This is a genomic window from Streptomyces sp. NPDC037203 (genome assembly GCF_055605065.1).
Genome location: NZ_JBVJUC010000005.1, coordinates 197715 through 224223, shown reverse-complemented (window position 1 = coordinate 224223; position 26509 = coordinate 197715). Strand labels below are relative to the sequence as shown.

Sequence of the window (26509 nt, the reverse complement as noted above, 5' to 3'; positions counted from 1 at the left end):
AAAGGCGCCATGCTGCATCTGCGCCTGATCACCCCGGCCGATCGGACCGACGAGGTGGTGCGGCTGATCGGGGAAACGGTCGGCACCACCCACCTCGCGGTCATACCGGGGGCCGCCCGCGAGCCGGCCGGAGACCTGGTGATGTGCGATGTCGCGCGCGAGGCGGCCGACGCCCTGATCGCCGGGCTGCGGCGCCTGGGGCTGGACGACACCGGCTCCATCGCCGTGGAGGACATCGACCTGTCGCTGTCCCGGCGCGCCGACCAGGCCGAGCGGGACGCGCCGGGCGAGGGCGCGGACGCGGTGCTGTGGGAGGGCCTGACCGAGGCCACCCACGAGGAGTCGACCCTGTCGGTCACCTACGTCGCCTTCATCACGCTGGCCACGATGATCGCGGCCTGCGGTGTGGTGCTGGACAACGCCATCCTGATCGTCGGCGCGATGGCCGTGGGACCGGAGTTCGGCCCGCTGGCCGGCATCTGCACGGCCACGGTACGGCGCCATCCGCGCCTGGCGCTGCGTTCGCTGACCGCGCTGCTCGTGGGCTTCGCGGTGGCGATGGCGGTGACGGTCCTCTTCACCCTGTTCATGGACGCCGTCGGCCTGTTCCACCGCTCCGCCCTGGAGGGCCGGCGCCCCAACACCGCGTTCGTCTACGCCCCCGACGCCTTCTCGTTCATCGTGGCGCTGCTGGCGGGCGTGGCCGGCACCCTCTCCCTGACCTCCGCCAAGTCCGCCGCGCTGGTGGGCGTCGCCATCTCCGTCACCACGGTCCCCGCCGCGGCCAACGCCGCGATCGCCCTGGCCTACGGCGACACCACGCAGACCCTGGGCTCGACCGACCAGCTCCTGCTGAACCTGCTGGGCATCATCCTCGCGGGCACCCTCACCCTGCGGGCACAGCAACTTCTCTGGAAGCGCCGGCAGCAACGCCTCTAGGGGCGCGGGGCCGGACACACAGGCGGCTCCGGCGCGTGGGCGGGAGAAGCCACGAGCCACCCGCCGCCCGCCGCCCGCCGCCCGCGGTCCCCGGAACTATCCCAGCGCGGACTTCACCGCATCGGCGAGCCGGGACGCCACCGACCGCGCCTGCTCGATATCCGCCGCCTCGACCATCACCCGGACCAACGGCTCCGTACCCGAGGGCCGCAGCAACACCCGCCCCGTCGCCCCGAGTTCCCGCTCCGCCTCGGCAACCGCCGCGGCCAGGTCGGCGGACGTCCGCACCCGCGACTTGTCCACATCCGGGACATTGATCAGCACCTGCGGCAACCGCTCCATCACGGATGCCAGTTCCCGCAGACTGCGACCGCTCTGTGCCACCCGCGCCGCCAGCAGCAGCCCCGTCAGCGTCCCGTCACCCGTCGTCGCGTGGTCGAGGATGATCACATGCCCGGACTGCTCGCCGCCGAGCGCGAACCCGTGCTGCTTCATCTCCTCCAGCACGTACCGGTCCCCGACCGCCGTCTGCACCAGCCGGATCCCGGCCTGCTCCATCGCCAGCTTGAAGCCGAGGTTGGACATCACCGTCGCCACCACGGTGTCGGCCCGCAGCGCGGACCGCTCCCGCAGCGCCAGCGCCAGCACCGCGAGGATCTGGTCGCCGTCGACCTCCTCGCCGGTGTGGTCCACCGCGAGGCACCGGTCGGCGTCACCGTCGTGCGCGATGCCGAGATCCGCGCCGTGCTCGACCACCGCCGCCTTCAGCCGGCTCAGGTGGGTCGAGCCGCAGCCGTCGTTGATGTTGAGCCCGTCCGGCTCCGCACCGATCGTGACGACCTGTGCACCGGCCCGGCTGAACGCCTCCGGCGAGACCCCCGAGGCCGCGCCGTGCGCTTCGTCCAGGACGATCTTCAGCCCGTCGAGCCGGTTGGGCAGCGCCGCCAGCAGATGGCCGACGTACTGCTCGAAACCCTCGTCGTACGGCCGTACGCGCCCCACCCCGGCGCCCGTCGGACGCTGCCAGGGCTCACCGTGCCGGTGCGACTCGTAGACCGCCTCGATCCGGTCCTCCAGCTCGTCGGCGAGCTTGTGCCCGCCGCGGGCGAAGAACTTGATGCCGTTGTCCGGCATGGCGTTGTGGCTCGCGGAGAGCATCACACCGAGGTCGGCGCCGAGCGCGCCGGTGAGATGGGCGACCGCCGGCGTCGGCAGCACCCCGACCGTCAGGACGTCCACGCCCGCGCTCGCCAGGCCCGCGACCACCGCGGCCTCCAGGAACTCCCCGGACGCGCGCGGGTCCCGGCCGACCACGGCCTTCGGCCGGTGGCCCGCGAAGGTACCCGCCTCGGCCAGCACATGCGCCGCGGCCACGGAGAGGCCGAGGGCCATCTCGGCGGTCAGATCCGCGTTGGCGACACCGCGCACGCCGTCCGTGCCGAAGAGTCGTCCCACTTGTCCTCCTGAGGAAGCGTCGATGGCGTAAACGGACGGGCGCCGCATCGATGGGGGGCGCCTCGCCATCCGATCACACAAGCCTTTGAGCGTCTTGTGTCGTTATACGCCCTTGGCTGAGATATGCGAACGCCCCGGCGGCACATGTGGCGTGCCGCCGGGGCGTTCGGAGTACGAGCAGGCAGCTCGGGTTTCTTTAGCGCTTGCTGTACTGCGGAGCCTTGCGGGCCTTCTTCAGACCGGCCTTCTTCCGCTCGACCGCGCGGTCGTCGCGGCGCAGGAAGCCGGCCTTCTTCAGGGCACCACGGTTGTTGTCGACGTCCGCCTCGTTCAGCGCACGGGCGACACCGAGACGGAGCGCACCGGCCTGACCGGAGACGCCGCCACCCGCGATGCGGGCGATGACGTCGTAACGGCCCTCGAGCTCGAGCACCTTGAAGGGCTCGTTGACCTCCTGCTGGTGCACCTTGTTCGGGAAGTAGTCCTCGAGGGTGCGGCCATTGATCTTCCACTTGCCGGTGCCCGGAACGATCCGGACGCGGGCAATGGCATTCTTGCGGCGGCCCAGGCCGGCGGCCGGCTGGGGCTCGCCGAAGCGGGAGGCCATGGACTCCGAGGTGTACTCGCCCTCGACGGGCACCTCGGACTCGGTGGTGTAGCTGTCGATGTCGATCTCTTCGAGCGGCTGCTCGGCAGTGGTCTCGGCCACGATTCTCCTCAGATTCTCTTCAGCTTTGGGGGTGGCCGGACTTACTGCGCGACCTGGGTGATCTCGAACGGCACCGGCTGCTGGGCAGCGTGCGGGTGCTGGTCACCCTTGTAGACCTTCAGCTTCGAGAGCATCTGACGGCCCAGGGAGTTCTTGGGGAGCATGCCCTTGACGGCCTTCTCGACGGCCTTCTCGGGGTTGTTGGCCAGCAGGTCGTCGTAGCGGACCGACCGCAGACCACCCGGGTAGCCGGAGTGGCGGTACGCCATCTTCTGGGTCCGCTTGTTGCCGGACAGGTGCACCTTGTCGGCGTTGATGATGATGACGAAGTCACCGGTGTCGACATGCGGCGCGTAGATCGCCTTGTGCTTGCCCCGGAGGAGGGATGCGGCAGTGGTGGCGAGACGACCCAGGACGACGTCCTGAGCGTCGATGACGTGCCACTGGCGCGTCACATCGCCGGGCTTGGGGCTGTACGTACGCACGGTTCGTAGCCTTCGCTTCGAGTGAATGGTCCTGAACAGGTCACCGAAACGATCACGACAGCCTCGATCGCACCGCGGTGACGCAAACCGCGTGCTGATCGCTGGTCATCGGCCCGGTGGACCGGTGTAAGGGCCCGTCCCGTGAGAATGAGCAAGCCAATACACAACGAAGAAGCAGGTTACCCGGCGGCCCCCGGACGGGTCAAAACGAGGCAGGCCGCCCGGCGGGCCGCCGCGCGGTACACCCCCGTGATCCCCCGCGTCTAAGATGCGCCCCATGAGTCACGGGCAGGGGGGTCCCCAATCTCAGTGGGATCCCTGGAAACCGCAATCCCAGCAACCCCAACAGCCCCAGCAGGCCCAGCAGGCCCAGCAGGCATGGAGCAGCGGCGGCGACGAGGGGACACCCGACTGGGCCGCGCTCGCGGCGGCCTCCGAGGCCCGCGGCAAGCGGCGCAAGCTGCTGTTCATCGGCGGCGGCGCGCTCGCCACGGTCGCCGTCGGCGCCGCCGTCGCCCTGGCCGTCGTCTCCGCGAACCGCCACGACGACGCCTCCGGACACCCCACGCAGGGGCCCAGCGCCTCGCTGCCCCACGGCTCCCCCACCGCGCCGTCCTTCGCGCCCACCAGCGCCCCGCCGCCGCTGGACCCGAAGGCGTTCATATCCAGCGCCAGGAAGGACACCGCCCCGCTGAGCCCCGCCACCCTGTTCCCCGGCGCCCGGCTCACCATGGGCGGCACGGTGTACAAGAAGGGCGCCACCGGCGACACCACCGACTGCGCCACGGCGACCGGCGGCTCCCTGCCCAGGATCGTCACCGCCGACGGCTGCACCCGCGTCCTGCGCGCCACCTACACCAACGGCGACATCGCGGTCACCGTCGGTGTCGCCCTGTTCGACACCGAGGCCCGTGCCACCAAGGCCCGCGAGCAGACGGACGACCACAGCATCGTGCGCGCGCTGCCCGGTAAGGGCGTCCCCGCCTTCTGCGACGGCGCGACCTGCCGCTCCACCCGCAACGCCTACGGCCGCTACGCCTACTTCACCCTCGCCGGCTTCACCAACGGCAAGGACGTCACCACCAAGGACACCGCGGTCTTCCGCGCCGGCGACGACGTGGCGGAGTTCACCTTCCAGCAGATCCACCGCCGCGGCCAGGCCCAGGCGTCGGCGGCGGCGAACCAGTAGCTCAGCAGCACCCCGCCGACGGCAGCGTGCGCTTGTTGCGGGCCTCCTTGTTCCGGGCGGCCAGCAGCTCGTCGGCGGGGTAGCCGACCTCCTCCAGGGTCAGCCCGTGGGGCCGTACGACATGGACGGCGGAGTCGCGCACCCCCGCGGCCAGCACCTTTCCGGGCCACTGCGGGCCCCGGTGCCCGTCGCCGACGAACAGCAGCGCGCCGATCAGCGAGCGCACCATGTTGTGGCAGAACGCGTCCGCCCGGACCGTCGCCGTGATCACCCCGTCCGCGCCGCGCACCAGGCTCAGCTCCTGGAGCGTGCGGATGGTGGTCGCGCCCTCGCGCTTCTTGCAGTACGCCGCGAAGTCGTGCTCGCCCAGCAGCGCCCGCGCGGCCTCGTTCATGGCGTCCACGTCGAGCGGCCAGTCGTGCCAGAGCACATGGCCGCGCAGCAGCGGGTCCACACCGCCGGGGTGGTCGGTGACCCGGTAGGCGTACCGCCGCCAGATCGCCGAGAACCGGGCGTTGAAGCCCTCCGGCGCCTCGGCCAGCCGCCAGATCCGCACGTCCTTCGGCAGCCGCCCGGCGAGCCGCTTGAGCAGCTTCTCGCGGTGCTCCGCCCACAGCCCGGCCGGCAGGTCGACGTGCGCCACCTGTCCGCGCGCGTGCACGCCGGCATCGGTGCGCCCGGCCACGGTCAGCTCGTACGTCTCCCGCGACCGCGTCACCGTGCGCAGCGCGTCCTCGATCTCCCCCTGCACGGTCCGCTTCCCGCCGGCCTGCTTGGCCCAGCCGTGGAAAGCGGTGCCGTCGTAGGAGAGGTCGAGGCGGATACGCACATGTCCGGGCAGCGCTTCGTCACTCACACACAGATCCTCTCAGCCACAAAAAAGCGGGCCCGCCCCTGGGAAGGGAACGGGCCCACAAAACGCGCCCCGAAGGGGCACGGGAGAACGCTTACGCGTCCTTCGACTCCTCGGCAGCAGCCTCGGTCGCCGGAGCCTCGTCGGCCTCCTTGACGGCGCGCTTGGTCGCGGCCTCGGCCTCGCCCACGGCCTTCTGCTGCACCGTCAGCGCCTCGACCAGCTCGATGACGGCCATGGGCGCGTTGTCGCCACGGCGGTTACCGATCTTGGTGATGCGGGTGTAGCCACCGGGACGGTTCTCGTACCGCGGGCCGATCTCGGTGAACAGCGTGTGCACGATGCTCTTGTCCGTGATGACCTGGAGCACCTGACGGCGGTTGTGAAGGTCGCCCTTCTTCGCCTTGGTGACCAGACGCTCGGCGTACGGGCGCAGGCGGCGGGCCTTGGCCTCGGTGGTGGTGATGCGGCCGTGCTCGAAGAGAGCCTTCGCCAGGTTGGCGAGGAGCAGCTTCTCGTGCGCGGCGCTGCCGCCCAGACGGGCACCCTTGGTGGGCTTCGGCATTGTTCTTCTCCTGTGTGTCTGCCCCGGCCGTATCAGGTACCGGGGTCAGTATCCGAGCGAGCGGTTGCCCGTCGGAGATCCGGGCGCCTCATGGACACCCGGAGGGTCCGCGCCCCCGAAGGGGCGCGGGGAACTGCGCGACCAGCCACAGCCGGCCCGCAGCCGCAGTACGGCCTCCTCGCGGAGCGCTCAGTACTGCTCGGTCTCGACGAACCCGGCGTCCGCGTCGTCGTCCGCGCCGAACGCGTCCGCCGCGGCCGTGGGGTCGAATCCGGGCGGGCTGTCCTTGAGCGCCAGGCCCATGCCGGCCAGCTTCGCCTTGACCTCGTCGATGGACTTCGCACCGAAGTTGCGGATGTCCAGCAGGTCTGCCTCGGAACGCGCCACGAGCTCACCCACGGAGTGGATGCCCTCGCGCTTGAGGCAGTTGTAGGAGCGGACCGTGAGCTCCAGCTCCTCGATCGGCAGCGCCAGATCCGCGGCGAGCGCGGCGTCCGTCGGGGACGGACCCATGTCGATGCCCTCGGCGTCGATGTTCAGCTCGCGCGCGAGACCGAACAGCTCGACCAGGGTCTTGCCCGCGGAGGCCATGGCGTCACGCGGACGCATCGCCTGCTTGGTCTCGACATCCACGATCAGCTTGTCGAAGTCGGTGCGCTGCTCGACACGCGTGGCCTCGACCTTGTAGGTGACCTTGAGAACCGGCGAGTAGATGGAGTCGACCGGGATACGGCCGATCTCCTGGCCCACCTGCTTGTTCTGCACGGCGGAGACGTAGCCGCGACCGCGCTCGACGGTCAGCTCCATCTCCAGCTTGCCCTTGCCGTTGAGCGTGGCGAGGACGAGGTCGGGGTTGTGCACCTCGACACCGGCCGGAGGCGCGATGTCGGCGGCGGTGACCAGACCCGGACCCTGCTTGCGCAGGTACATCACGACCGGCTCGTCGTGCTCCGAGGAGACGACCAGCTGCTTGATGTTGAGGATCAGGTCGGTGACGTCCTCCTTGACGCCCGGCACGGTGGTGAACTCGTGCAGCACGCCGTCGATCCGGATGCTGGTGACAGCGGCACCGGGGATCGAGGACAGGAGGGTACGGCGGAGCGAGTTGCCGAGGGTGTAGCCGAAGCCCGGCTCCAGCGGCTCGATCACGAACCGGGAGCGGAACTCGTCGACGACCTCTTCGGTCAACGAGGGACGCTGAGCGATCAGCATGGAATGAATCCTTCAGTCAGGGGCGCCCGCTATTTGACGCCCGACTCTGTACTGCAAGGGTACGGGCGGTACGGCCTCGACACGGAGGCCGTACCGCCCGCAACCGCGAAACCAGCGGAGCGCTGTGCGTCAGACGCGGCGGCGCTTCGGCGGGCGGCAGCCGTTGTGCGGGGTCGGGGTGACGTCCTGGATGGAGCCGACCTCGAGGCCCGTGGCCTGGAGGGAGCGGATCGCGGTCTCACGACCGGAACCCGGACCCTTGACGAACACGTCGACCTTGCGCATGCCGTGCTCCTGGGCGCGGCGGGCAGCCGACTCGGCGGCCATCTGCGCGGCGAACGGCGTCGACTTCCGGGAACCCTTGAAGCCGACGTGGCCGGCGGAGGCCCAGGAGATCACGTTGCCCGAGGGGTCGGTGATCGAGACGATCGTGTTGTTGAACGTGCTCTTGATGTGCGCGTGGCCGTGAGCGACGTTCTTCTTTTCCTTGCGGCGCACCTTCTTGGCAGCGCCCTGACGACCCTTGGGGGGCATCTACAAACTCCTAGAGGGAGGTGGTCGGTCCTACAGCGAAGACCGTGGACAGAGGTCCGCTGCGGACTACTTCTTGCCCGGCTTCTTCTTGCCGGCGATGGCGCGACGCGGGCCCTTGCGGGTGCGGGCGTTGGTGCTGGTGCGCTGACCGCGGACGGGCAGACCGCGACGGTGACGGAGACCCTGGTAGCAACCGATCTCGACCTTGCGGCGGATGTCGGCCTGGATCTCGCGACGGAGGTCACCCTCGGTCTTGATGTTGCTGTCGACGTACTCGCGGATCGCGACGAGCTGCTCTTCGCTCAGGTCGCGGACGCGGGTGTTCGGGTCGACGCCGGTCGCAGCCAGCGTCTCCTTCGAGAGGGTCCGGCCGATGCCGAACACGTAGGTGAGGGCGACCTCCACGCGCTTTTCGCGCGGGATGTCAACACCGGAAACGCGTGCCATTCAATGGCTCCTGGTGAATCTTCGGAGGTCTTCCGCAGAACCGGCTCCCGGCCGCCGTATGAGGTACGGACCGGGTCCCCGGCCTCCGAACCGGGGGTGTCGAGCTGGTGGGCTCGGGTTCTGCGTATGAACAATTCAGCTCGCGTCGCGCGAAAACTCTGCGATAGAGGTGCAGAGAGGGTGGTCGTGCGTCAGCCCTGGCGCTGCTTGTGGCGCGGGTTCTCGCAAATGACCATGACCCGACCGTGACGGCGGATCACCCTGCACTTGTCGCAGATCTTCTTGACGCTCGGCTTGACCTTCATGGGGTGAGGTTCTCCGGGTCAGTGCCATCGCACCGGGCGGACCCGATGCGCGGGCAAGATCTACTTGTACCGGTAGACGATCCGGCCACGCGTCAGGTCGTACGGAGAAAGCTCCACCACGACCCGGTCGTCAGGGAGGATACGGATGTAGTGCATACGCATCTTGCCGCTGATGTGTGCCAGGACCTGGTGGCCGTTCTGGAGCTCGACCCTGAACATGGCGTTCGGCAGAGACTCGACGACAGTGCCCTCGATCTCGATGGCACCTTGCTTCTTGGCCACGCTTCGCCCTTCGAATCGACTACCTTGATCGACTCCCCTGCGTCCCTTACGGGTGCATGCGGACATGCGGGTGCACGAGAGCCGACGAGTCAGTCTACGTCGGAGGAACCCGAAACGCGAATCGAGGGAGTCTTCCCCACCGGAGCGCCCCCTATGCGAGCTCTGTTCAGTGGGCGAGGGGGTCGGGAGCGGTCGTGATGCCGAACTCGGCCAGCTTCGCCTTGCCGCCGTCGACCGCGGTGAGCACCAGCGGCCCCTCCTCGGTCAGCGCGACCGAGTGCTCCCAGTGGGAGGACCAGGTGCCGTCGGTCGTGATGACCGTCCAGTCGTCCTCCAGGACCTCGGTGCGCGGGGTGCCGAGGGAGACCATGGGCTCGATGGCCAGGCAGAAGCCGGGGACCAGCTTGGGGCCCTTGCCGCGCCGCCGCTCGACGTAGTTCAGCAGGTGCGGGTCCATGTGCATCTCGGTGCCGATGCCGTGGCCGCCGTAGTCCTCGATGATCCCGTACTTGCCGCCGCCGGGCTTGGGCTGGCGGCGGATGTACGTCTCGATGGCGCGGGAGATGTCGACCAGCCGGTTGCCCAGCTTCATCGCGGCGATGCCGGCCCACATCGAGCCCTCGGTGACCCGCGACAGCTCGATCAGCTCCGGGGCGTGACCGGAGCCCACGAACGCGGTGTAGGCCGCGTCGCCGTGCCAGCCGTCCACGATCGCGCCGCAGTCGATGGAGATGATGTCGCCGTCCTTGAGGACGACGTCGTCGGAGGGGATGCCGTGCACCACCACGTCGTTCACGGAGGTGCAGATGGTCGCGGGGAAGCCGCCGTAGCCCAGGAAGTTCGACTTGGCGCCGTGCTCGGCGAGCACCTTGCGCGCGACCTCGTCCAGATCCTTCGTGGAGGCGCCGGGTACCGCGGCCTCACGGGTGGCCGCGTGGATCGCGGCGACGACCAGGCCCGCCGCACGCATCTTGGCGATCTGCTCGGGCGTCTTGATCTGCACCATGGGGGCCTGCGCTCTCCGTCACTCACGTCGGCTGGGTGTACCTGTACAACACTACGGCCGCGGCGCCCCCGTCAGGGCACCGCGGCCGGTAGGCGGCCGGACTCAGTGGTTCTCGGCCTGCTCGCTCTTGAGCGCCTCCAGCGCGCGCTCGGTGACCTCGTCCACCGGGCCCATCGCGGAGATCGTGCGGACCAGGCCCTGCGACTTGTAGTAGTCGATGATGGGCTCGGTCTGCGTGTGGTAGACCTCCAGGCGCGTGCGCACGGTCTCCTCGGAGTCGTCGGCGCGCTGGTACAGCTCGCCGCCGCAGATGTCGCAGACGCCCTCCTGACGGGGCGGGTTGTACGCCACGTGGAAGACGTGCGAGGAGTCCTTGCGGCAGATCCGGCGGCCGGCGATGCGCTTGACCACCTCTTCCTCGGGGGCCTCCAGGTCAAGCACCGCGTCGAGCGTCATCTTCTCGGTGCGCAGCAGCTCGTCCAGCGCCTCGGCCTGGGCGACGTTGCGCGGGAAGCCGTCGAGCAGGAAGCCGTTCACGGCGTCCGGCTGCTCCATCCGGTCCTTCGCCATGGCGATGGTGACCTCGTCGGGTACGAGGTTGCCGGCGTCCATGTAGGACTTCGCGAGCTTGCCCAGCTCGGTCTGCCGGCTGATGTTGGCCCGGAACAGGTCGCCCGTGGAGATGTGCGGGACGGCCAGCTTCTCGGCGAGCCGGACGGCCTGCGTTCCCTTACCGGCACCGGGCGGCCCGACGAGGACGATACGCATCAGCGGAGGAACCCTTCGTAATTGCGCTGCTGGAGCTGGCTCTCGATCTGCTTCACCGTCTCGAGACCGACACCCACGATGATGAGGATGCTGGTACCGCCGAAGGGGAAGTTCTGGCTTGCTCCGAAGCCGACCAACGCCATTGTCGGTACGAGAGCGATCAGACCCAGATACAGCGAACCCGGCCAGGTGATCCGGTTGAGCACGTACGAAAGGTACTCAGCGGTCGGTCGGCCAGCCCGGATGCCCGGGATGAAGCCACCATACTTCTTCATGTTGTCGGCGACTTCTTCGGGGTTGAAGGAGATCGCCACGTAGAAGAACGCGAAGAACACGATGAGCAGGAAGTACAGAACGATGTACACGGGGCTCTCGCCCTGCTTGGTCAGGTTCTGCTCGATCCAGGACTTCCAGCCCGAGTTGCCGCCCGCGAACTGCGCCACGAGAGCCGGGATGTACAGCAGCGACGAGGCGAAGATCACGGGGATCACACCCGCCTGGTTCACCTTGAGCGGGATGTAGGTGGACGTACCGCCGTAGGAGCGGCGGCCGATCATCCGCTTCGCGTACTGGACCGGGATGCGGCGCTGGGCCTGCTCGACGAAGACCACGAGCGCGACCATGACCAGGCCGACCAGGATCACCGTGCCGAACTCGATCCAGCCGTCGGCCAGGGTGCCCTGCTTCTTGATGGCCCACAGCGCGGACGGGAAGGTCGCGGCGATCGAGATGAACATCAGGATCGACATGCCGTTGCCGATGCCGCGGTCGGTGATCAGCTCGCCGAGCCACATGACGACACAGGTACCGGCGGTCATGCAGACGACCATCGTGATCGTGGTGAAGATCGACTGGTTGGGGACGATCCCGTTGGCGACCGGGCAGCCGCTGAAGAGGGCGCCGCTGCGCGCGGTGGCCACCAGGCCGGTGCCCTGGAGGACGGCCAGTGCCACCGTCAGGTACCGGGTGTACTGCGTGATCTTCGTGGTACCGGCCTGCCCCTCCTTCTTGAGGGCTTCCAGGCGCGGGATGACCACGGTCAGCAGCTGGAGAATGATGCTCGCCGTGATGTACGGCATGATGCCGAGGGCGAAGATCGTGATCTGGAGCAGCGCGCCGCCGCTGAACATGTTGACCAGACCGAACAGGCCCTGGTTGGCGGACGCCTCGTCCATGCACTGCTGGACGGCCTTGTAGCTGACGCCGGGGATCGGGATGTGGGTCCCGACCCGGTAGACCACGATGATGCCCAGCGTGAAGAGTAGTTTCTTACGCAGGTCGGGCGTCCTGAACGCCCGGGCGAACGCGGTGAGCACGGTTCCTCCTGCGACCCCCGCGACGCGCGCGATAGGGACTAGTCGTATCAACAAGGCCCAACGGGCCGAACGATGTTTTCTGCCACCCCGTCGCCGTACGACGTCTCACGCGCGGGCACAGGTGGACCTCAAGGACTCTAACAGTGCGCGCCCAGCCTGGTGAAGTTCGCCGGTCCGTCAGCCCCGTTGGTGTACGCCGGCGGATGGCTCGATCTTCCCCCGAGCCGCTCGGATCCATGCCGGTTTCCGTAAAACGAGAAGGGCCGGGCAGCTCCCCGGAGGGAACTGCCCGGCCCTGTCGCTTACGCGGCGGTGCCGCCGGGCTCAGACGAGCTCGGTGACCGTACCGCCGGCGGCGGTGATCTTCTCCTTGGCGGACCCGGAGACGGCGTCGACCGTCACCTGGAGCGCCACGGAGATCTCGCCCTGGCCGAGGACCTTGACGAGGCTGTTCTTGCGAACGGCACCCTTGTCGACCAGGTCCTGGACGGTGACCTCGCCACCCTGCGGGTAGAGCGCGGCCAGCTTGTCCAGGTTGACGACCTGGTACTCGGTCTTGAACGGGTTCTTGAAGCCCTTGAGCTTCGGGAGACGCATGTGGAGGGGCATCTGGCCACCCTCGAAGCGCTCCGGAACCTGGTAACGGGCCTTGGTGCCCTTGGTACCACGACCGGCCGTCTTACCCTTCGACGCCTCACCGCGACCCACACGGGTCTTCGCGGTCTTGGCGCCCGGGGCGGGACGGAGGTTGTGGATCTTGAGCGGGTTCTGCTCCGCCATGATCAGTCGACCTCCTCGACCGTCACGAGGTGGCGGACGGTGTGCACCATGCCGCGGAACTCGGGGCGGTCCTCCTTGACGACCTGCGTGTTGATGCCCTTGAGACCAAGGGACCGCAGGGTGTCGCGGTGGTTCTGCTTGCTGCCGATGTAGGACTTGACCTGCGTGATCTTGAGCTGCGCCATGATTACGCACCCGCCCCGGCACGCGCACGCAGCAGAGCGGCGGGAGCGACGTCCTCGAGCGGCAGACCACGGCGAGCCGCGATCTCCTCGGGACGCTGCAGACCCTTCAGGGCCGCCACGGTCGCGTGCACGATGTTGATCGCGTTGTCGGAGCCGAGCGACTTCGACAGCACGTCGTGGATACCGGCGCACTCGAGCACGGCACGCACCGGACCACCGGCGATAACACCGGTACCCGGAGACGCGGGCTTGAGCAGCACGACGCCGGCAGCCTTCTCACCCTGGATCGGGTGCGGGATGGTGCCCTGGATACGGGGGACCTTGAAGAAGTGCTTCTTGGCCTCCTCAACACCCTTGGCGATGGCGGCCGGCACCTCCTTGGCCTTGCCGTAACCGACACCCACGGTGCCGTCACCGTCGCCCACCACGACCAGCGCGGTGAAGCTGAAGCGACGACCACCCTTCACAACCTTGGCGACACGGTTGATCGCGACGACGCGCTCGACGTACGCGGTCTTCTCGGCGGCAGCAGCGCCGCCGTCACGGCCCTTCCGGTCCCGCCGCTCGCCGCCACCGGCACCGCCACCGCGGCGCTGGGGTCCAGCCATTGGAATTACCTCTCTCTTTTTCCGCTAGCTACGGAACCGGCTCAGAACTTGAGCCCGGCCTCGCGGGCGGCGTCCGCCAGAGCCGCGATGCGGCCGGCGTACTGGTTACCACCACGGTCGAACACGACGGCCTCGACACCGGCGGCCTTGGCACGCTCGGCGACCAGGGCGCCGACCTGCTTGGCCTGCGCGGACTTGTCGCCCTCGCCACCGCGGATCGAGGTGTCCAGCGTGGACGCCGACGCGAGGGTGTGACCCTTCAGGTCGTCGATCACCTGCGCCACGATGTGGCGGTTGGAGCGGGTTACGACCAGACGGGGGCGCTCCGCCGTACCGGCGATCCGCTTGCGGATCCGGATGTGACGGCGCTTGATCGCGGCGCGCTTGTAGGCGTCGCCCTTGAGGATCTTCTGCCCGTATGCCATGGCTTACTTGCCCGCCTTTCCGACCTTGCGGCGGATGACTTCGCCCTCGTACTTGACGCCCTTGGCCTTGTACGGGTCAGGCTTGCGCAGCTTGCGGATGTTGGCCGCAACCTCGCCGACCTTCTGCTTGTCGATGCCCTCGACCGAGAAACGGGTCGGGGTCTCCACCTTGAAGGAGATTCCTTCCGGGGCCTCGACCAGGATCGGGTGGCTGTAACCGAGAGCGAACTCCAGGTTGGAACCCTTGGCGGTGACTCGGTAACCGACACCGCTGATCTCGAGCTTCTTCACGTAACCCTGGGTCACGCCGGTGATCATGTTCGCCACCAGCGTGCGGGACAGGCCGTGCAGGGCCTTGTTCTGACGCTCGTCGTTGGGGCGGGTCACCTGCAGGGTGCCGTCCTCGCCCTTGGCGATGTCGATCGGTGCCACGACGGTGTGGGTCAGCTCGCCCTTGGGGCCCTTGACCTTGACCGTGCGGCCGTCGATGGTGACGTCCACGCCGGCGGGAACCGCGATGGGGAGCTTGCCGATACGCGACATAGCTGTTTCCTCCGTTCCCTTCTGCTACCAGACGTAGGCGAGGACTTCCCCACCCACGCCCTTCTTGCCGGCCTGCTTGTCGGTGAGGAGCCCGTGCGACGTGGAGATGATCGCCACGCCGAGGCCGCCCAGCACCTTGGGCAGGTTGGTGGACTTCGCGTACACCCGGAGACCGGGCTTGGAGATCCGCTTGATGCCCGCGATGGAGCGCTCACGGTTCGGGCCGAACTTCAGCTCGAGGACGAGGTTCTTGCCGACCTCGGCGTCCTCGGTCTTCCAGCCCGTGATGAAGCCCTCCTGCTGGAGGATCTCCGCGATGTGCGACTTGATCTTGGAGTGCGGCATCGACACCGAGTCGTGGTAAGCCGAGTTCGCGTTCCGCAGACGCGTAAGCATGTCTGCGATCGGATCAGTCATGGTCATGAATTGGCCTGTGGCCTTTCTCGCCGGGGTTTCCTATATGCGCCATCCCTCTCCCCGTACTGGGACGGGACGGGTGCGGCGCGGGGACCTACGGCGTAGTAAGTCGTTCAGGGCGGCAGAGGCCCAACCCTCCTAGCCTAAGCCATGAGAGTCGGCGCCCCTGCCGTCCCGGTTGCTTACCGAGAGGTCCAGGAATCCCTGAAAGTGGGGATTACCAGGAGCTCTTGGTCACGCCCGGCAGCTCGCCACGGTGAGCCATCTCACGAAGGCACACGCGGCACAGGCCGAACTTGCGGTACACGGAGTGCGGGCGGCCGCAGCGCTGGCAGCGGGTGTAGCCACGCACACCGAACTTGGGCTTGCGAGCAGCCTTAGCGATCAGAGCCTTCTTCGCCATCTCGCTCACGCCTCCTTGAACGGGAAGCCGAGGTGACGAAGGAGCGCGCGGCCCTCAGCGTCATTGGTCGCCGTGGTGACCACGGTGATGTCCATACCCCGGACGCGGTCGATCTTGTCCTGGTCGATCTCGTGGAACATGACCTGCTCCGTGAGACCGAAGGTGTAGTTGCCACGGCCGTCGAACTGCTTGGGGGACAGGCCGCGGAAGTCGCGGATGCGCGGGAGCGCCAGCGACAGGGTGCGGTCCAGGAACTCCCACATGCGGTCGCCACGGAGCGTGACGTGGGCACCGATCGGCTGACCCTCACGCAGCTTGAACTGCGCGATGGACTTCCGGGCCTTGGTGACGGCCGGCTTCTGACCGGTGATCGTGGTGAGGTCGCGGATGGCGCCCTCGATCAGCTTGGAGTCGCGGGCGGCGTCGCCCACACCCATGTTGACCACGATCTTGACGAGGCCGGGGATCTGCATGACGTTCTCGTACTTGAACTCGTCACGCAGCTTGCCCGCGATCTCGTCACGGTACTTCTGCTTCAGACGCGGAGTGGTGGTGGTAGCCATCAGATGTCCTCACCCGTCCGCTTGGCAACGCGGATCTTGTTGCCCTCTTCGTCGAAGCGGTAGCCGACACGCGTGACGACCTTCTGGCCATCCTTCTCCACGACCAGCTGGACGTTGGAGACGTGGATCGGCGCCTCGGTGGTCACGATGCCGCCGGCCTGGGAGCCACTGGCGGTCGGACCGGCCTTCGTGTGCTTCTTGACCCGGTTGACACCCTCGACCAGGACACGCTCGTCGCGCGGGTAAGCGGCAATGACCTTGCCCTGCTTGCCCTTGTCCTTGCCGGTGATGACCTGGACCAGGTCGCCCTTCTTGATCTTCATGCTTACAGCACCTCCGGCGCGAGCGAGATGATCTTCATGAACTTCTTCTCGCGCAGCTCACGGCCGACCGGGCCGAAGATGCGGGTGCCGCGAGGGTCGCCGTCGTTCTTCAGAATGACGGCGGCGTTCTCGTCGAAGCGGATGTACGAGCCGTCCGGACGGCGGCGCTCCTTGACGGTGCGAACGATGACCGCCTTGACGACGTCACCCTTCTTCACGTTGCCACCGGGGATCGCGTCCTTGACGGTGGCGACGATGACGTCACCGATGCCCGCGTAGCGGCGACCGGAGCCACCGAGCACACGGATGCAAAGGATCTCCTTCGCACCAGTGTTGTCGGCGACACGCAGTCGCGACTCCTGCTGGATCACGTCTATCTCCTGAATGTCTGCCGGTTCCCGGCAGGGGTCCCGTCACGGAACCCCTGCCGAGCCTGGCGGAACTGTCCTGCGAGGCAACTGCCCCGCAGGAGAATTACTTGGCCTTCTCGAGGATCTCGACGACGCGCCAGCGCTTCGTCGCGGACAGCGGCCGGGTCTCCATGAGGAGGACGCGGTCGCCGACACCCGCGGCGTTCTGCTCGTCGTGCGCCTTGAGCTTGTTCGTACGGCGGATGACCTTGCCGTACAGCGCGTGCTTCACGCGGTCCTCGACGGCGACGACGACGGTCTTGTCCATCTTGTCGCTGACGACGAGACCCTCACGGGTCTTGCGGAAGCCGCGGGCCTCTGCGTTCTCAGTCACGTTCTTCTCGCTCATCAGGCGTTCTCCACCGTTTCGATGCCCAGCTCACGCTCGCGCATCAGGGTGTAGATCCGCGCGATGTCCTTGCGGACCGCCTTCAGACGGCCGTGGTTCTCGAGCTGCCCGGTCGCCGCCTGGAAGCGGAGGTTGAACAGTTCTTCCTTGGCCTCGCGGAGCTTCGCAAGAAGCTCCTCGTTGCCCAGCTCGCGCAGCTCGGACGCCTTGGTACCGGCCGACATCACGCTTCACCTGCCTCGCGCTTGACGATCCGGCACTTCATCGGCAGCTTGTGGGCCGCACGAGTCAGCGCCTCACGGGCGATCTTCTCGTTGGGGTACGACAGCTCGAACATGACGCGTCCGGGCTTGACGTTGGCGATCCACCACTCCGGAGAACCCTTACCGGAACCCATGCGGGTCTCGGCAGGCTTCTTGGTGAGGGGACGGTCCGGGTAGATGTTGATCCAGACCTTGCCGCCACGCTTGATGTGGCGGGTCATCGCGATACGAGCCGCCTCGATCTGGCGGTTCGTGACGTAGGCCGGGGTCAGCGCCTGGATGCCGTACTCGCCGAACGCAACCTGCGTGCCACCCTTGGACATGCCGTCACGCTTCGGGTGGTGCTGCTTGCGGTGCTTGACCCTACGGGGGATCAGCATGTCGGTCAGGCCTCCGTTCCGGTGCTCTCAGCCGGAGCGGCGGCGGGAGCCTCGGCCTTGGGGGCCTCGGCGCCGGCAGCCTGCTGCGGCTTGCGACCGCGCCGCTCGCCACCGCGGCCACCACGGGCCGGGCGGTCGGCACCACCGCGGGCCGGGCGGTTACCCGCACGGGCCGCAGCGTTCTCGGCGCGGACCTCGGCGATGTTCTTGACGTCGCCCTTGTAGATCCAGACCTTCACACCGATGCGGCCGAAGGTCGTCTTGGCCTCGAAGAAGCCGTAGTCCACGTTCGCGCGGAGCGTGTGCAGGGGCACACGGCCCTCGCGGTAGAACTCCGAGCGGGACATCTCGGCGCCACCGAGGCGGCCACCGCACTGGATCTTGATGCCCTTGGCGCCCGCCTTCATCGCCGACTGCATGCTCTTGCGCATGGCACGGCGGAAGGAGACACGGGAGGAGAGCTGCTCGGCGACGGCCTGGGCCACCAGCTGAGCGTCCGTCTCCGGGTTCTTGACCTCGAGGATGTTGAGCTGGACCTGCTTGCCGGTCAGCTTCTCCAGGTCACCGCGGATGCGGTCGGCCTCGGCGCCGCGGCGGCCGATGACGATGCCCGGACGAGCGGTGTGGATGTCCACGCGGACACGGTCACGGGTGCGCTCGATCTCAACCTTCGAGATGCCGGCGCGCTCCATGCCGGACGTCATCATCCGACGGATGGCGACGTCTTCCTTGACGTAGTCCTTGTACAGCTTGTCGGCGTACCAACGCGACTTGAAGTCGGTCGTGACACCGAGCCGGAACCCATGCGGGTTAACCTTCTGGCCCATTACCGGGTTCCTTCCTTGCTGCTGACGACCACGGTGATGTGGCTGGTCCGCTTGCGGATCCGGTAGGCACGGCCCTGGGCGCGCGGCCGGAACCGCTTCAGGGTCGGGCCCTCGTCGACGTAAGCCTCGGAGATGAAGAGGCTGTCGGCGTCGGTGTGGTCGTAGTTGTGCGCGGCATTGGCAATGGCGCTGTCCAGCACCTTGCCGACCGGAACCGAGGCTGCCTGCGGGGCGAATCGCAGAACAGCCTGGGCCTCCGTGGCGTCCATGCCACGGATGAGGTCCACCACACGGCGGGCCTTCATGGGCGTGACGCGGATGTACCGCGCCTGGGCCCTGGCTTCCATGGTTGTCCCTTCAGAGTTTCTTACTTGTCTGAATGCGATCCGCGATTAGCGGCGCTTCGACTTCCGGTCGTCCTTGACGTGGCCGCGGAAGGTGCGCGTCGGCGAGAACTCGCCGAGCTTGTGGCCGACCATCGACTCGGTGACGAACACCGGGATGTGGGTCTTGCCGTTGTGCACCGCGATCGTGTGACCGAGCATGGCCGGGACGATCATCGAGCGACGGGACCAGGTCTTGATGACGTTCTTGGTGCCGGCTTCGTTCTGGGCGTCCACCTTCTTGATCAGGTGGTCGTCGACGAAGGGCCCCTTCTTCAAGCTACGAGGCATCTCAACCCGTCCTTAGCGCTTCTTGTTCGTCTTGCGGCGGCGGACGATGTACTTGTTCGACGCCTTCTTGGGCGAACGAGTACGGCCTTCCTTCTTGCCCCACGGGGACACGGGGTGGCGACCACCGGAGGTCCGGCCCTCACCACCACCGTGCGGGTGGTCGACCGGGTTCATGACGACACCACGGACGGTCGGGCGAACGCCCAGCCACCGCTTGCGGCCCGCCTTGCCCCAGTTGATGTTGCTCTGCTCGGCGTTGCCGACCTCGCCGACGGTGGCGCGGCAGCGGACGTCGACCAGGCGGATCTCGCCGGACGGCATGCGCAGGTGGGCCATGGAGCCCTCCTTCGCGAGCAGCTGCACGGAGGCACCGGCGGAACGGGCGAACTTGGCGCCGCCACCGGGACGGAGCTCGATCGCGTGGATCGTGGTACCGACCGGGATGTTGCGGAGCGCCAGGTTGTTGCCCGGCTTGATGTCGGCCCCCGGACCGTTCTCCACGCGGTCGCCCTGCTGCAGGTTGCGCGGGGCGAGGATGTAGCGCTTCTCGCCGTCGGCGTAGTGCAGCAGCGCGATGCGCGCGGTGCGGTTGGGGTCGTACTCGATGTGCGCGACCTTCGCCGGCACGCCGTCCTTGTCGTGACGACGGAAGTCGATCACACGGTAGGCGCGCTTGTGTCCGCCACCCTGGTGGCGAACGGTCACACGACCGGCGTTGTTACGGCCGCCCTTGCTGTGCAGGGGACGGACCAGCGACTTCTCCGGCGTGGACCGCGTGACCTCGACGAAGTCGGCGACGCTGGCGCCACGACGGCCCGGCGTAGTCGGCTTGTACTTGCGGATTCCCATTTCTCAGTCCTCGTCCGATATCGGACGATCCGGACCGCCCTCAGGCGGTCGGACCGCCGAAGATGTCGATACGGTCGCCCTCGGCGAGGGTCACGATCGCGCGCTTGGTGGCGGCACGCTGACCGAAGCCGGTCCTCGTGCGCTTGCGCTTGCCCTGGCGGTTGATCGTGTTGACCCCGGTGACCTTGACGTCGAAGACCGCCTGGACGGCCTGCTTGATCTGGGTCTTGTTGGCGTTCGGGTCGACGATGAACGTGTACTTGTTCTCGTCCAGGAGCGCGTAGCTCTTTTCCGAGACGACCGGCTTCAGCAGGACGTCACGGGGGTCCGTGTACGCCTTGCTCAGCGGGGTCTCGACGGTGTTCTTGCCCTCGGCGGCGTGGCGACGCGCCTTGGCGACGCGCACGGCCTTGGCGGCCTTGGCGGCCTTCGAGGCAATAGCGGGGTGACGGATAGCCATCAGACCTCGCTCCCTTCGGTGTCAGCAGCCGACGGCGCGCCAGACACGAAGGACTCGAAGGCGGCCTGGGTGAAGACCACGTCGTCCGAGACGAGAACGTCGTACGTGTTCAGCTGGCCCGGCTCCAGGATGTGGACCTGGGGCAGGTTGCGGGCGGACAGCCACGCGGCCTCGTCGGAGCGGTCGGCGACCAGGAGCAGGTTCTTGCGCTCCGAGATCTTGCCGAACAGGCTCTTGGCGGCCTTCGTGGAGACCTGGCCCTCGACCACGCCGGAGACGACGTGGATGCGGTTGTGACGCGCCCGGTCGGTGAGGGCACCGCGCAGGGCGGCGGCCTTCATCTTCTTCGGGGTGCGCTGCGAGTAGTCACGCGGCACGGGACCGTGCACGACGCCACCACCGGCGAACTGCGGCGCGCGGGTCGAACCCTGGCGGGCGCGACCGGTGCCCTTCTGGCGGTACGGCTTCTTGCCACCACCGCGGACCTCGCCACGCGTCTTGGTCTTGTGCGTGCCCTGACGGGCCGCGGCCAGCTGCGCGACGACGACCTGGTGGATCAGCGGGACGCTGACCTTGGCGTCGAAGATCTCCGCGGGGAGCTCGACGGAACCGGCCTTCTCGCCCGCCGGCGAAAGGATGTCAACAGTGCTCATCGGTTACCTCAGGCCCCCTTGGCCGCGGTGCGGACCAGGACGAGGCCGCCGTTCGGACCGGGAACCGCGCCCTTGATGAGCAGCAGACCCTTCTCCGCGTCAACGGCGTGGACGGTCAGGTTCTGGGTGGTGACCCGCTCGTTGCCCATACGACCCGCCATGCGGAGGCCCTTGAACACGCGGCCCGGAGTGGCGCAGCCACCGATGGAACCGGGCGAGCGGTGCTTGCGCTGGGTGCCGTGTCCGGCGCCGAGGCCCTTGAAGTTGTGACGCTTCATGACACCGGCGAAGCCCTTGCCCTTGCTCTTGCCGGTCACGTCCACCTTGACGCCCGCCTCGAAGACCTCAGCAGAGATCTCCTGGCCCAGCGTGTACTCGGAGGCGTCCGCGGTGCGGATCTCGACGAGGTGGCGGCGGGGGGTGACGTCGGCCTTGGCGAAGTGGCCCTTGAGGGGCTTGTTCACCTTGCGCGGGTCGATCTCGCCGAACGCGATCTGGACGGACTCGTAGCCGTCGACGTCGTTCGTGCGGACCTGGGTGACGACGTTGGGGCCGGCCTTGACGACGGTGACCGGGACGACACGGTTGTTCTCGTCCCACACCTGCGTCATGCCGAGCTTCTCGCCCAGGATGCCCTTGATCTGCTTAGCCATTCTCAGATCACCAGCCCTCAGAGCTTGATCTCGATGTCGACACCGGCCGGGAGGTCGAGTCGCATCAGAGAGTCAACGGTCTTGGGGGTCGGGTCGAGGATGTCGATCAGGCGCTTGTGCGTGCGCATCTCGAAGTGCTCGCGCGAGTCCTTGTACTTGTGCGGCGACTTGATGACGCAGTACACGTTCTTCTCAGTGGGCAGCGGCACCGGGCCCGCGACCGACGCACCAGTGCGGGTCACCGTCTCGACGATCTTCTTCGCCGAAGAGTCGATGACCTCGTGGTCGTAGGCCTTGAGCCGGATGCGGATCTTCTGTCCCGCCATGGCTACTCAGTAGTCCTGTCTCTTCTTACGCTCTGGGACCCGGTGGTTTCCGGTACCCGCTTTCTCCGACCCACGCGGTCGGGCGTGTCGCGCTCCCGCTGACATGAATGTCCCTTGTTCGAACATCCCTGCGGGGAATGCGCACGGCCCTTCCGGAAACCGCGGACCGGGGACCTCGGGTCCACCGGGCGCCTGGCCGGTATCGCGCCCACACTTCCCGGAAGATTCCCGTACGTCCGCCCCAGTGCTGCCCGAGGGCAGTTAGGGCGACGAGTACTGTGGGACTCGCTTCCGGTCCTCCCGGCGGGAGGCGCGCAGCATCAACACTCGACCGAGCAACTCGGACAGTCTGCCATACAGCCGGGGTGCTCCGCCAATCGAGCCGAAGAGATTACCCGCGGAGTGACGTAGGTCAAACCGCACCCGCGGTCGGCGCACCGGTGAGCGCTGAACGTGCGGCCGCGCCGCTCAGAAATGTTCGACCTGCTGACCGTCCGGGACCTTGTAGCAGCCGGAGACGACATGGAGGCTCAGCTTCGGCGGGTCGTTCTTGGCCATCTGGACGATGTTGACGCCGGCCTTCCGCTGATCGTTGTCGGCGGTCAGGTTGACGTTCTTGTTCCTGCTGGTGTCCGGCCCGTACGTGACGATCTTCCAGCCGTGCCGGGGCAACTCGGTCCTGAGCCGGTCCATCGCCACGCCGAGGTCCTTCGCCGACGCCGGGTAGAAGCTCCACCAGTGGAAGATCCGGAAATAGGTCTTCGTGTCCTTGCCCGGGCATTCGGCGACGAACGGACGACTGTCCGAGGTCCTCCCCTTGACGCCGATCAGGTCGTAGATGCCACTGGACAGCTTCACCATCGCGTCGGAGGCGTCACGCGAGGTACTCGTACCGGCGCGCGGAGTCGTGCCGGAGTCTTCGTCGGTCATGCCGCATCCAGTGAGGGTGGTCGTTACAAGGGGCAGGGCGAGCACACAGGCGCTCAGTCTGGTCTTCACGTCGGCGAGCCTTACGTCGTCGTAGCTACTTCACATGCGCCCACTCGTTCGGCGGCGGCTTCAGCGCCACGTCGTCGCCCTTCCCGACGACGACCAGGGCCTGGTTCTTCAGGCTCTGCGAGGGACCGTGGGACGTCTCGTCCCAGTAGCCGCTGTGCCCTTCGGTGTCCGTGGTCATCTGGTTGGCACCGAAGTGCGGATCACTGGGGATGATGAAGCCGTCCCCGCCGTGCCCCCAACGGCCGATGTCCGGGACCACGTCCCCGTCGGCCTCCTCGTTCCACACATGCCCCTTGGGCACGTCCAGCTGGTCGGCATCGGACACCTTGACTCCGGGACTGCCCGCGAAGACGAGGTCGTCGGCGCTGATGTGTCCCTTCTGGGCCGCGGCGCCGACGAGCGTCGTCCCGTAGGAGTGGGCGATGACCGTACGGTGCGGATCCGTATCCCCGGTGTGGGAGGTGTCGAGCCCGTCCAGGAACGTGTCGAACGCCGGCGCCCCGTCGTACGCGTAGTGCTCGAACGGCGCGTCCTTCCAGACACTGTCCGGCGCGTCGTAGCCGAGCCAGGTGATCGTGGAGACGGACTTCCCGTCGGCCTCGTCGTTGGCCGCATGCCAGACCTTGGTCATCCGGTCGATGCCGCCACCGATGTTCCCCAGTTCCGACCCGGTACCGGGCACATAGACCGCCTGGTGGTCCGCGGTGTCCGGGTTGCCGTTGGCGATGATGGCGCGGCCGTCCCCGTCCGTACTGAATCCCAGCAGGTACGCCTCGGGCAGCCCGTTCACCCCTGTCGCGTCGAAGCGTGTCTGGATCGCGTCCATGCCATCGAGGGACTTGCGCGCGTTCTTCCGCGCCTCCTCCCAGTCCTTCCATTCCTGGCTCTCGACGCTGAGGCCTTTCGGCATGGACCCGGTGTACGGGTCGATGTAGGGCTGGTACCGCTCGGGCTCCGGGTGCTTCTTCAGCCAGGCGTCGTAGTCCAGCCGGGCCTTCGCGTGCGCCTCGTCGAGCACGGTGCGGTTGGCCTGGTCCCGCGCGGTGGCGGGCAGTCCGTCCATCGCGCCCACCGCGTCTGGGTTCGTCGACAGGTAGTCCGATCGCTGCTCGTCGGTCAGGCCCTGCCACCAGGCGGCGTTCTTCTTGGGGTCGTCGTGCTCAGGCGGTCGGGGCAGTGAGTCGAAATAGTCCTTGCCCGCGTCGCGTACCCCGGCCGTGTCCGACTTGACGTCGGCCCAGTCCTTGTCGGAGACCACCAGGTCGTCGTCGGCCTTCAGGGCGCGCAGCTTAGGAGCCCACTTGACGTCGGCGTCCGTGGCCTCCTTCAGGGCGTCGCCGATGCGGTCGGCGAAACCGACGGCCTTGCCGAAGTTCGGGTTCGGGTGCATATGGACGGCCTGGCGCTCCAGCGCGGCCGACGTCGGGTCCGTCGGACTGGTGCTCACCCGCACCGTGCCGCCCTCCGGCACCTTGCCGTCGGCCTCCTTGCCCCCGGCCGGGAAGCTCACCGAGCCGTCCGCGCCGACCGTGCAGCCCGCCGCCGCGGCGTCCTCCAGCGCGGCCTCCAGCTTCCGCTTGGCCGCGGCCATGTCGAAGGCGAAGCCGTCCAGCGCGGCGCCCGCCAGCGCGCACTCGGCGGCGGCGTAGTGGAAGTCCTTGGACAGCTCCTTCAGTTCGCGCAGGGCCGCCTTCGCGGTCTCGCCGGAGAGCTGGTTGCGGATCCCCGCCGAGATCCGGTTGTCCAGCGCCTCCCCGGCCTTGCCCGCCATCTCGCTCGTGGCGCGGTAGCCGTCGGCGGCGTCCTGGTACTCGGACGGCTTGAGGGCCTTCAACGCGGCAAGATCCACGACCCGCTCACTTGCCCTTCGCCCGGCCGCCGACGGCCTCGGTGTCCTGGTACTCCGTCTTGATCTTCTGCAAGCCGTCCCGGACATCCCCGTCGGTCATCGACAGATCGCGTCCCGCGCGCTCCAGCAGTCCGCCCAGCTTCCCGCAGCGGCCGCTCACCTCACCGACGTACTTCTTCCAGGAGTCGTAGAGCTCCTTCTGCGCCGCGGCCGACTCGCACCCGGCTCCATCCCCCAGCCCCGACTGCCCGTGCTCCAGCTTCCCCAGCGCCGTGCTCACCTCGGTCCGCAGCCCCGTGACGTCTCCGCCGGCGGCCGACCAGACCTTCCGGTCCGACTTCAGCGAGTCTCCGTCGCCGCCGGCGCCCGGCGCGTGGTTCAGCCGCATCCGAGTGGAACCGGAACGCGTGGCGGCATCCGCCTTCAGCTGCTCCCATTCGTCCCAGGGCATGCCCGTGGTCCTCCCCCGCACCCCACCTTATGAGTGAGGTATGAACTTCTTACGATCCTCCTAAGTTAACAAGGCGTCACCGACGCCACATCCGCCGTGGGAGCTACAGCAGTTGAGTACCTGTACTCATTGCGTCCGCGCCGAGTACATGACGAACGCGGTCCAGGTGCCGGGCGCGACGGTGAGGCAGGGGCCCTCGTCGATAAGGCCGTTCAGTCCAGGGTGATCCCACCGTCCGGTCGGCATCACCTGGAACTCCACATTGGGCCGCTCAGCCACTTCCAACTGTCTACGCAGCACCGTTGCCCCTGCGACGAGGCGTTCGAGTGTCGCCTGCTCTCCAGCACGTCCGGCCAATGTGCAGGCCGATGCACACCGAACATCGCCCGCGCGTACTCCTCCGTCTGCAAGGGCCCATGGATGTGAAGGGTGCTGTACCGGAGCACGTCGATGGCCCGCCCCTCCAACTCCGCCAGCTCCCGGACCTTCTTCGGATACCGCGCCTTCCTCATGTCCTCCACGAAGGCCCGAGGACGACCCTGCGCCTTCAGGAGCGTGTCTGCCTTGTCGAGGAACTCCGGCCGGGGGATACGCGCTCCCCGCTCGATCCCGGCCGCTTCCCGGCAGACTTTGAGCAGGCGGCCCACCGCTTGCGCGATCGACTCGATCTCGTCGCCCGGCTCGACATCCCAACCCGCCTCGTCCACACCTTCGCTCACAGCTCCTCCTCCGGCGCGTGCTCCCTCGTACTCCGCGACCCATGGCCGGGTGCCGGGACGGAACTTCCAGCTCACGCTGAACGTCGTCGGCGACACGCTCCGCGTCGAGGTGACCGACACCCGCTGCGAGCGCCTACCCGAGGCCCAACACCCGTGCGCGGACGAAGAGTCGGGGCGCGGACTGCTCATCGTGGAGGCGCTGGCCGACCGCTGGGGCGTGTCGTCGGACGTCGTGCCGCGCAAGACCGTGTGGGCCGAGATCAGCGTCACGGGTCCTTGATGAATACGCGTCCAGGCGAAGACACAGCACCCGACGGGACCTGCTCGCCGCCGTG

Annotated in this window: 40 protein-coding genes and 1 pseudogene; 3 read left to right on the top strand and 38 right to left on the bottom strand. The window is 67.8% G+C overall.

The genetic code is table 11. The features are described 5' to 3' along the window. Nucleotides 1-9 precede the first annotated feature (9 nt). Nucleotides 10-939, top strand: a complete 930-nt coding sequence (locus tag ACZ7EC_RS17085) for a DUF389 domain-containing protein (protein ID WP_471063223.1) — start codon at nucleotides 10-12, stop codon at nucleotides 937-939. 96 nt (nucleotides 940-1035) lie between these two features. On the opposite strand, the gene glmM is transcribed toward ACZ7EC_RS17085, so the two are convergent. The 3 genes from glmM to rplM form a co-directional block, all read right to left on the bottom strand. After that, nucleotides 1036-2394, bottom strand: coding sequence for a phosphoglucosamine mutase (gene glmM / locus ACZ7EC_RS17080; RefSeq protein WP_471063221.1), 1359 nt, complete (start codon nucleotides 2392-2394; stop codon nucleotides 1036-1038). 196 nt (nucleotides 2395-2590) lie between these two features. After that, entirely contained in the window at nucleotides 2591-3103 is a 513-nt protein-coding gene (gene rpsI, locus ACZ7EC_RS17075) for a 30S ribosomal protein S9 (RefSeq protein ID WP_391083534.1), read from the bottom strand. 41 nt (nucleotides 3104-3144) lie between these two features. Beyond that, a complete protein-coding gene (rplM, locus tag ACZ7EC_RS17070; protein WP_397984485.1) occupies nucleotides 3145-3588 on the bottom strand; it encodes a 50S ribosomal protein L13 in 444 nt (147 codons plus the stop codon). A 277-nt stretch (nucleotides 3589-3865) separates the two neighbouring features. On the opposite strand from rplM, the gene ACZ7EC_RS17065 reads away from it, so the two are divergent. Then, nucleotides 3866-4777, top strand: a complete 912-nt coding sequence (locus ACZ7EC_RS17065; protein ID WP_471063219.1) for a hypothetical protein — start codon at nucleotides 3866-3868, stop codon at nucleotides 4775-4777. A gap of 1 nt (nucleotide 4778) precedes the next feature. Here the strand turns inward: ACZ7EC_RS17065 and truA are convergent, their stop codons facing one another. The 35 genes and pseudogenes from truA to ACZ7EC_RS16890 all read right to left on the bottom strand — a co-directional run bounded on the left by truA (nucleotide 4779) and on the right by ACZ7EC_RS16890 (nucleotide 25967). Then, entirely contained in the window at nucleotides 4779-5633 is an 855-nt protein-coding gene (truA, locus tag ACZ7EC_RS17060; RefSeq protein WP_471063217.1) for a tRNA pseudouridine(38-40) synthase TruA, read from the bottom strand. A gap of 91 nt (nucleotides 5634-5724) precedes the next feature. After that, the gene (gene rplQ, locus ACZ7EC_RS17055; RefSeq protein ID WP_471063215.1) at nucleotides 5725-6195 is read right to left on the bottom strand and encodes a 50S ribosomal protein L17; all 471 of its coding nucleotides are present in this window, start codon (nucleotides 6193-6195) and stop codon (nucleotides 5725-5727) included. Between the two features lie 189 nt (nucleotides 6196-6384). Further along, the gene (locus ACZ7EC_RS17050) at nucleotides 6385-7407 is read right to left on the bottom strand and encodes a DNA-directed RNA polymerase subunit alpha (protein ID WP_003966937.1); all 1023 of its coding nucleotides are present in this window, start codon (nucleotides 7405-7407) and stop codon (nucleotides 6385-6387) included. Nucleotides 7408-7536: 129 nt separating this feature from the next. Next, on the bottom strand, nucleotides 7537-7941 hold the full coding sequence (rpsK, locus tag ACZ7EC_RS17045; protein ID WP_003956432.1) for a 30S ribosomal protein S11: 405 nt from the start codon (nucleotides 7939-7941) through the stop codon (nucleotides 7537-7539). A 66-nt stretch (nucleotides 7942-8007) separates the two neighbouring features. After that, nucleotides 8008-8388 carry a 30S ribosomal protein S13 gene (gene rpsM / locus ACZ7EC_RS17040; RefSeq protein WP_037657579.1) on the bottom strand — a complete coding sequence of 127 codons (381 nt, stop codon included), beginning with the start codon at nucleotides 8386-8388 and terminating at the stop codon, nucleotides 8008-8010. A gap of 191 nt (nucleotides 8389-8579) precedes the next feature. After that, on the bottom strand, nucleotides 8580-8693 hold the full coding sequence (rpmJ, locus tag ACZ7EC_RS17035; RefSeq protein ID WP_003998809.1) for a 50S ribosomal protein L36: 114 nt from the start codon (nucleotides 8691-8693) through the stop codon (nucleotides 8580-8582). A gap of 60 nt (nucleotides 8694-8753) precedes the next feature. Then, entirely contained in the window at nucleotides 8754-8975 is a 222-nt protein-coding gene (infA, locus tag ACZ7EC_RS17030; RefSeq protein ID WP_004927214.1) for a translation initiation factor IF-1, read from the bottom strand. A 166-nt stretch (nucleotides 8976-9141) separates the two neighbouring features. Beyond that, nucleotides 9142-9981, bottom strand: a complete 840-nt coding sequence (gene map, locus ACZ7EC_RS17025) for a type I methionyl aminopeptidase (RefSeq protein WP_471063212.1) — start codon at nucleotides 9979-9981, stop codon at nucleotides 9142-9144. A 102-nt stretch (nucleotides 9982-10083) separates the two neighbouring features. Next, nucleotides 10084-10749 carry an adenylate kinase gene (locus ACZ7EC_RS17020; RefSeq protein ID WP_471063210.1) on the bottom strand — a complete coding sequence of 222 codons (666 nt, stop codon included), beginning with the start codon at nucleotides 10747-10749 and terminating at the stop codon, nucleotides 10084-10086. Then, nucleotides 10749-12065, bottom strand: coding sequence for a preprotein translocase subunit SecY (gene secY / locus ACZ7EC_RS17015; protein WP_471063208.1), 1317 nt, complete (start codon nucleotides 12063-12065; stop codon nucleotides 10749-10751). Before secY ends, ACZ7EC_RS17020 begins: the two co-directional genes overlap by 1 nt. Nucleotides 12066-12389: 324 nt before the next feature. Then, the gene (gene rplO, locus ACZ7EC_RS17010; RefSeq protein WP_037657572.1) at nucleotides 12390-12845 is read right to left on the bottom strand and encodes a 50S ribosomal protein L15; all 456 of its coding nucleotides are present in this window, start codon (nucleotides 12843-12845) and stop codon (nucleotides 12390-12392) included. 2 nt (nucleotides 12846-12847) lie between these two features. After that, nucleotides 12848-13030 carry a 50S ribosomal protein L30 gene (gene rpmD / locus ACZ7EC_RS17005; protein ID WP_003974250.1) on the bottom strand — a complete coding sequence of 61 codons (183 nt, stop codon included), beginning with the start codon at nucleotides 13028-13030 and terminating at the stop codon, nucleotides 12848-12850. Nucleotides 13031-13032: 2 nt separating this feature from the next. Then, complete coding sequence (rpsE, locus tag ACZ7EC_RS17000; protein ID WP_003992370.1) at nucleotides 13033-13638, bottom strand: 30S ribosomal protein S5; 606 nt, start codon at nucleotides 13636-13638, stop codon at nucleotides 13033-13035. A 41-nt stretch (nucleotides 13639-13679) separates the two neighbouring features. After that, nucleotides 13680-14063: a 50S ribosomal protein L18 gene (gene rplR / locus ACZ7EC_RS16995; protein WP_030174556.1), complete on the bottom strand. Its 384-nt coding sequence runs from the start codon at nucleotides 14061-14063 to the stop codon at nucleotides 13680-13682. Nucleotides 14064-14066: 3 nt separating this feature from the next. Continuing rightward, nucleotides 14067-14606 (bottom strand): 50S ribosomal protein L6, encoded by a 540-nt coding sequence (gene rplF, locus ACZ7EC_RS16990; protein WP_397984492.1) that lies wholly within the window; start codon nucleotides 14604-14606, stop codon nucleotides 14067-14069. 24 nt (nucleotides 14607-14630) lie between these two features. Next, nucleotides 14631-15029: a 30S ribosomal protein S8 gene (rpsH, locus tag ACZ7EC_RS16985; RefSeq protein WP_037657563.1), complete on the bottom strand. Its 399-nt coding sequence runs from the start codon at nucleotides 15027-15029 to the stop codon at nucleotides 14631-14633. 211 nt (nucleotides 15030-15240) lie between these two features. Beyond that, nucleotides 15241-15426 carry a type Z 30S ribosomal protein S14 gene (locus ACZ7EC_RS16980; RefSeq protein ID WP_003948630.1) on the bottom strand — a complete coding sequence of 62 codons (186 nt, stop codon included), beginning with the start codon at nucleotides 15424-15426 and terminating at the stop codon, nucleotides 15241-15243. 5 nt (nucleotides 15427-15431) lie between these two features. Further along, a complete protein-coding gene (gene rplE / locus ACZ7EC_RS16975; RefSeq protein ID WP_037657562.1) occupies nucleotides 15432-15989 on the bottom strand; it encodes a 50S ribosomal protein L5 in 558 nt (185 codons plus the stop codon). Further along, complete coding sequence (gene rplX / locus ACZ7EC_RS16970; protein WP_067045328.1) at nucleotides 15989-16312, bottom strand: 50S ribosomal protein L24; 324 nt, start codon at nucleotides 16310-16312, stop codon at nucleotides 15989-15991. The genes rplE and rplX overlap by 1 nt, the downstream gene beginning before the upstream one ends. Before the next feature lie 2 nt (nucleotides 16313-16314). Then, nucleotides 16315-16683 (bottom strand): 50S ribosomal protein L14, encoded by a 369-nt coding sequence (gene rplN, locus ACZ7EC_RS16965; protein ID WP_003998823.1) that lies wholly within the window; start codon nucleotides 16681-16683, stop codon nucleotides 16315-16317. Nucleotides 16684-16786: 103 nt separating this feature from the next. Further along, nucleotides 16787-17071 (bottom strand): 30S ribosomal protein S17, encoded by a 285-nt coding sequence (gene rpsQ / locus ACZ7EC_RS16960; protein ID WP_018543912.1) that lies wholly within the window; start codon nucleotides 17069-17071, stop codon nucleotides 16787-16789. Beyond that, nucleotides 17071-17295 carry a 50S ribosomal protein L29 gene (gene rpmC, locus ACZ7EC_RS16955; protein ID WP_007494763.1) on the bottom strand — a complete coding sequence of 75 codons (225 nt, stop codon included), beginning with the start codon at nucleotides 17293-17295 and terminating at the stop codon, nucleotides 17071-17073. The genes rpsQ and rpmC overlap by 1 nt, the downstream gene beginning before the upstream one ends. Continuing rightward, nucleotides 17295-17714, bottom strand: coding sequence for a 50S ribosomal protein L16 (rplP, locus tag ACZ7EC_RS16950; RefSeq protein WP_046418010.1), 420 nt, complete (start codon nucleotides 17712-17714; stop codon nucleotides 17295-17297). Before rplP ends, rpmC begins: the two co-directional genes overlap by 1 nt. A 5-nt stretch (nucleotides 17715-17719) precedes the next feature. Beyond that, the gene (gene rpsC / locus ACZ7EC_RS16945; protein ID WP_014674374.1) at nucleotides 17720-18541 is read right to left on the bottom strand and encodes a 30S ribosomal protein S3; all 822 of its coding nucleotides are present in this window, start codon (nucleotides 18539-18541) and stop codon (nucleotides 17720-17722) included. Then, on the bottom strand, nucleotides 18541-18888 hold the full coding sequence (gene rplV / locus ACZ7EC_RS16940) for a 50S ribosomal protein L22 (protein WP_003974262.1): 348 nt from the start codon (nucleotides 18886-18888) through the stop codon (nucleotides 18541-18543). Before rplV ends, rpsC begins: the two co-directional genes overlap by 1 nt. 45 nt (nucleotides 18889-18933) lie before the next feature. Continuing rightward, nucleotides 18934-19215, bottom strand: coding sequence for a 30S ribosomal protein S19 (gene rpsS / locus ACZ7EC_RS16935; protein ID WP_010036728.1), 282 nt, complete (start codon nucleotides 19213-19215; stop codon nucleotides 18934-18936). 12 nt (nucleotides 19216-19227) lie between these two features. Beyond that, nucleotides 19228-20064 carry a 50S ribosomal protein L2 gene (gene rplB, locus ACZ7EC_RS16930; protein WP_030811669.1) on the bottom strand — a complete coding sequence of 279 codons (837 nt, stop codon included), beginning with the start codon at nucleotides 20062-20064 and terminating at the stop codon, nucleotides 19228-19230. A 40-nt stretch (nucleotides 20065-20104) separates the two neighbouring features. Continuing rightward, entirely contained in the window at nucleotides 20105-20524 is a 420-nt protein-coding gene (rplW, locus tag ACZ7EC_RS16925; RefSeq protein ID WP_471063203.1) for a 50S ribosomal protein L23, read from the bottom strand. Continuing rightward, on the bottom strand, nucleotides 20524-21177 hold the full coding sequence (rplD, locus tag ACZ7EC_RS16920) for a 50S ribosomal protein L4 (RefSeq protein WP_471063201.1): 654 nt from the start codon (nucleotides 21175-21177) through the stop codon (nucleotides 20524-20526). The genes rplW and rplD overlap by 1 nt, the downstream gene beginning before the upstream one ends. Nucleotides 21178-21185: 8 nt before the next feature. Beyond that, a complete protein-coding gene (gene rplC, locus ACZ7EC_RS16915) occupies nucleotides 21186-21830 on the bottom strand; it encodes a 50S ribosomal protein L3 (RefSeq protein WP_005481233.1) in 645 nt (214 codons plus the stop codon). A gap of 17 nt (nucleotides 21831-21847) precedes the next feature. Continuing rightward, nucleotides 21848-22156 carry a 30S ribosomal protein S10 gene (gene rpsJ, locus ACZ7EC_RS16910; RefSeq protein WP_003948644.1) on the bottom strand — a complete coding sequence of 103 codons (309 nt, stop codon included), beginning with the start codon at nucleotides 22154-22156 and terminating at the stop codon, nucleotides 21848-21850. A gap of 468 nt (nucleotides 22157-22624) precedes the next feature. After that, nucleotides 22625-23086, bottom strand: coding sequence for a hypothetical protein (locus ACZ7EC_RS16905; RefSeq protein ID WP_471063199.1), 462 nt, complete (start codon nucleotides 23084-23086; stop codon nucleotides 22625-22627). Between the two features lie 94 nt (nucleotides 23087-23180). Beyond that, entirely contained in the window at nucleotides 23181-25004 is a 1824-nt protein-coding gene (locus ACZ7EC_RS16900) for an alpha/beta hydrolase (protein ID WP_471063197.1), read from the bottom strand. Between the two features lie 7 nt (nucleotides 25005-25011). Next, the gene (locus ACZ7EC_RS16895; protein ID WP_471063195.1) at nucleotides 25012-25455 is read right to left on the bottom strand and encodes a hypothetical protein; all 444 of its coding nucleotides are present in this window, start codon (nucleotides 25453-25455) and stop codon (nucleotides 25012-25014) included. A 126-nt stretch (nucleotides 25456-25581) separates the two neighbouring features. Further along, nucleotides 25582-25967 (bottom strand): annotated as a pseudogene (locus ACZ7EC_RS16890) (Scr1 family TA system antitoxin-like transcriptional regulator). Nucleotides 25968-26121: 154 nt separating this feature from the next. Between ACZ7EC_RS16890 and ACZ7EC_RS16885 the strand changes: the two are divergent. Further along, nucleotides 26122-26454 carry an ATP-binding protein gene (locus ACZ7EC_RS16885; protein ID WP_471063617.1) on the top strand — a complete coding sequence of 111 codons (333 nt, stop codon included), beginning with the start codon at nucleotides 26122-26124 and terminating at the stop codon, nucleotides 26452-26454. The last annotated feature ends 55 nt before the right edge of the window (nucleotides 26455-26509 follow it).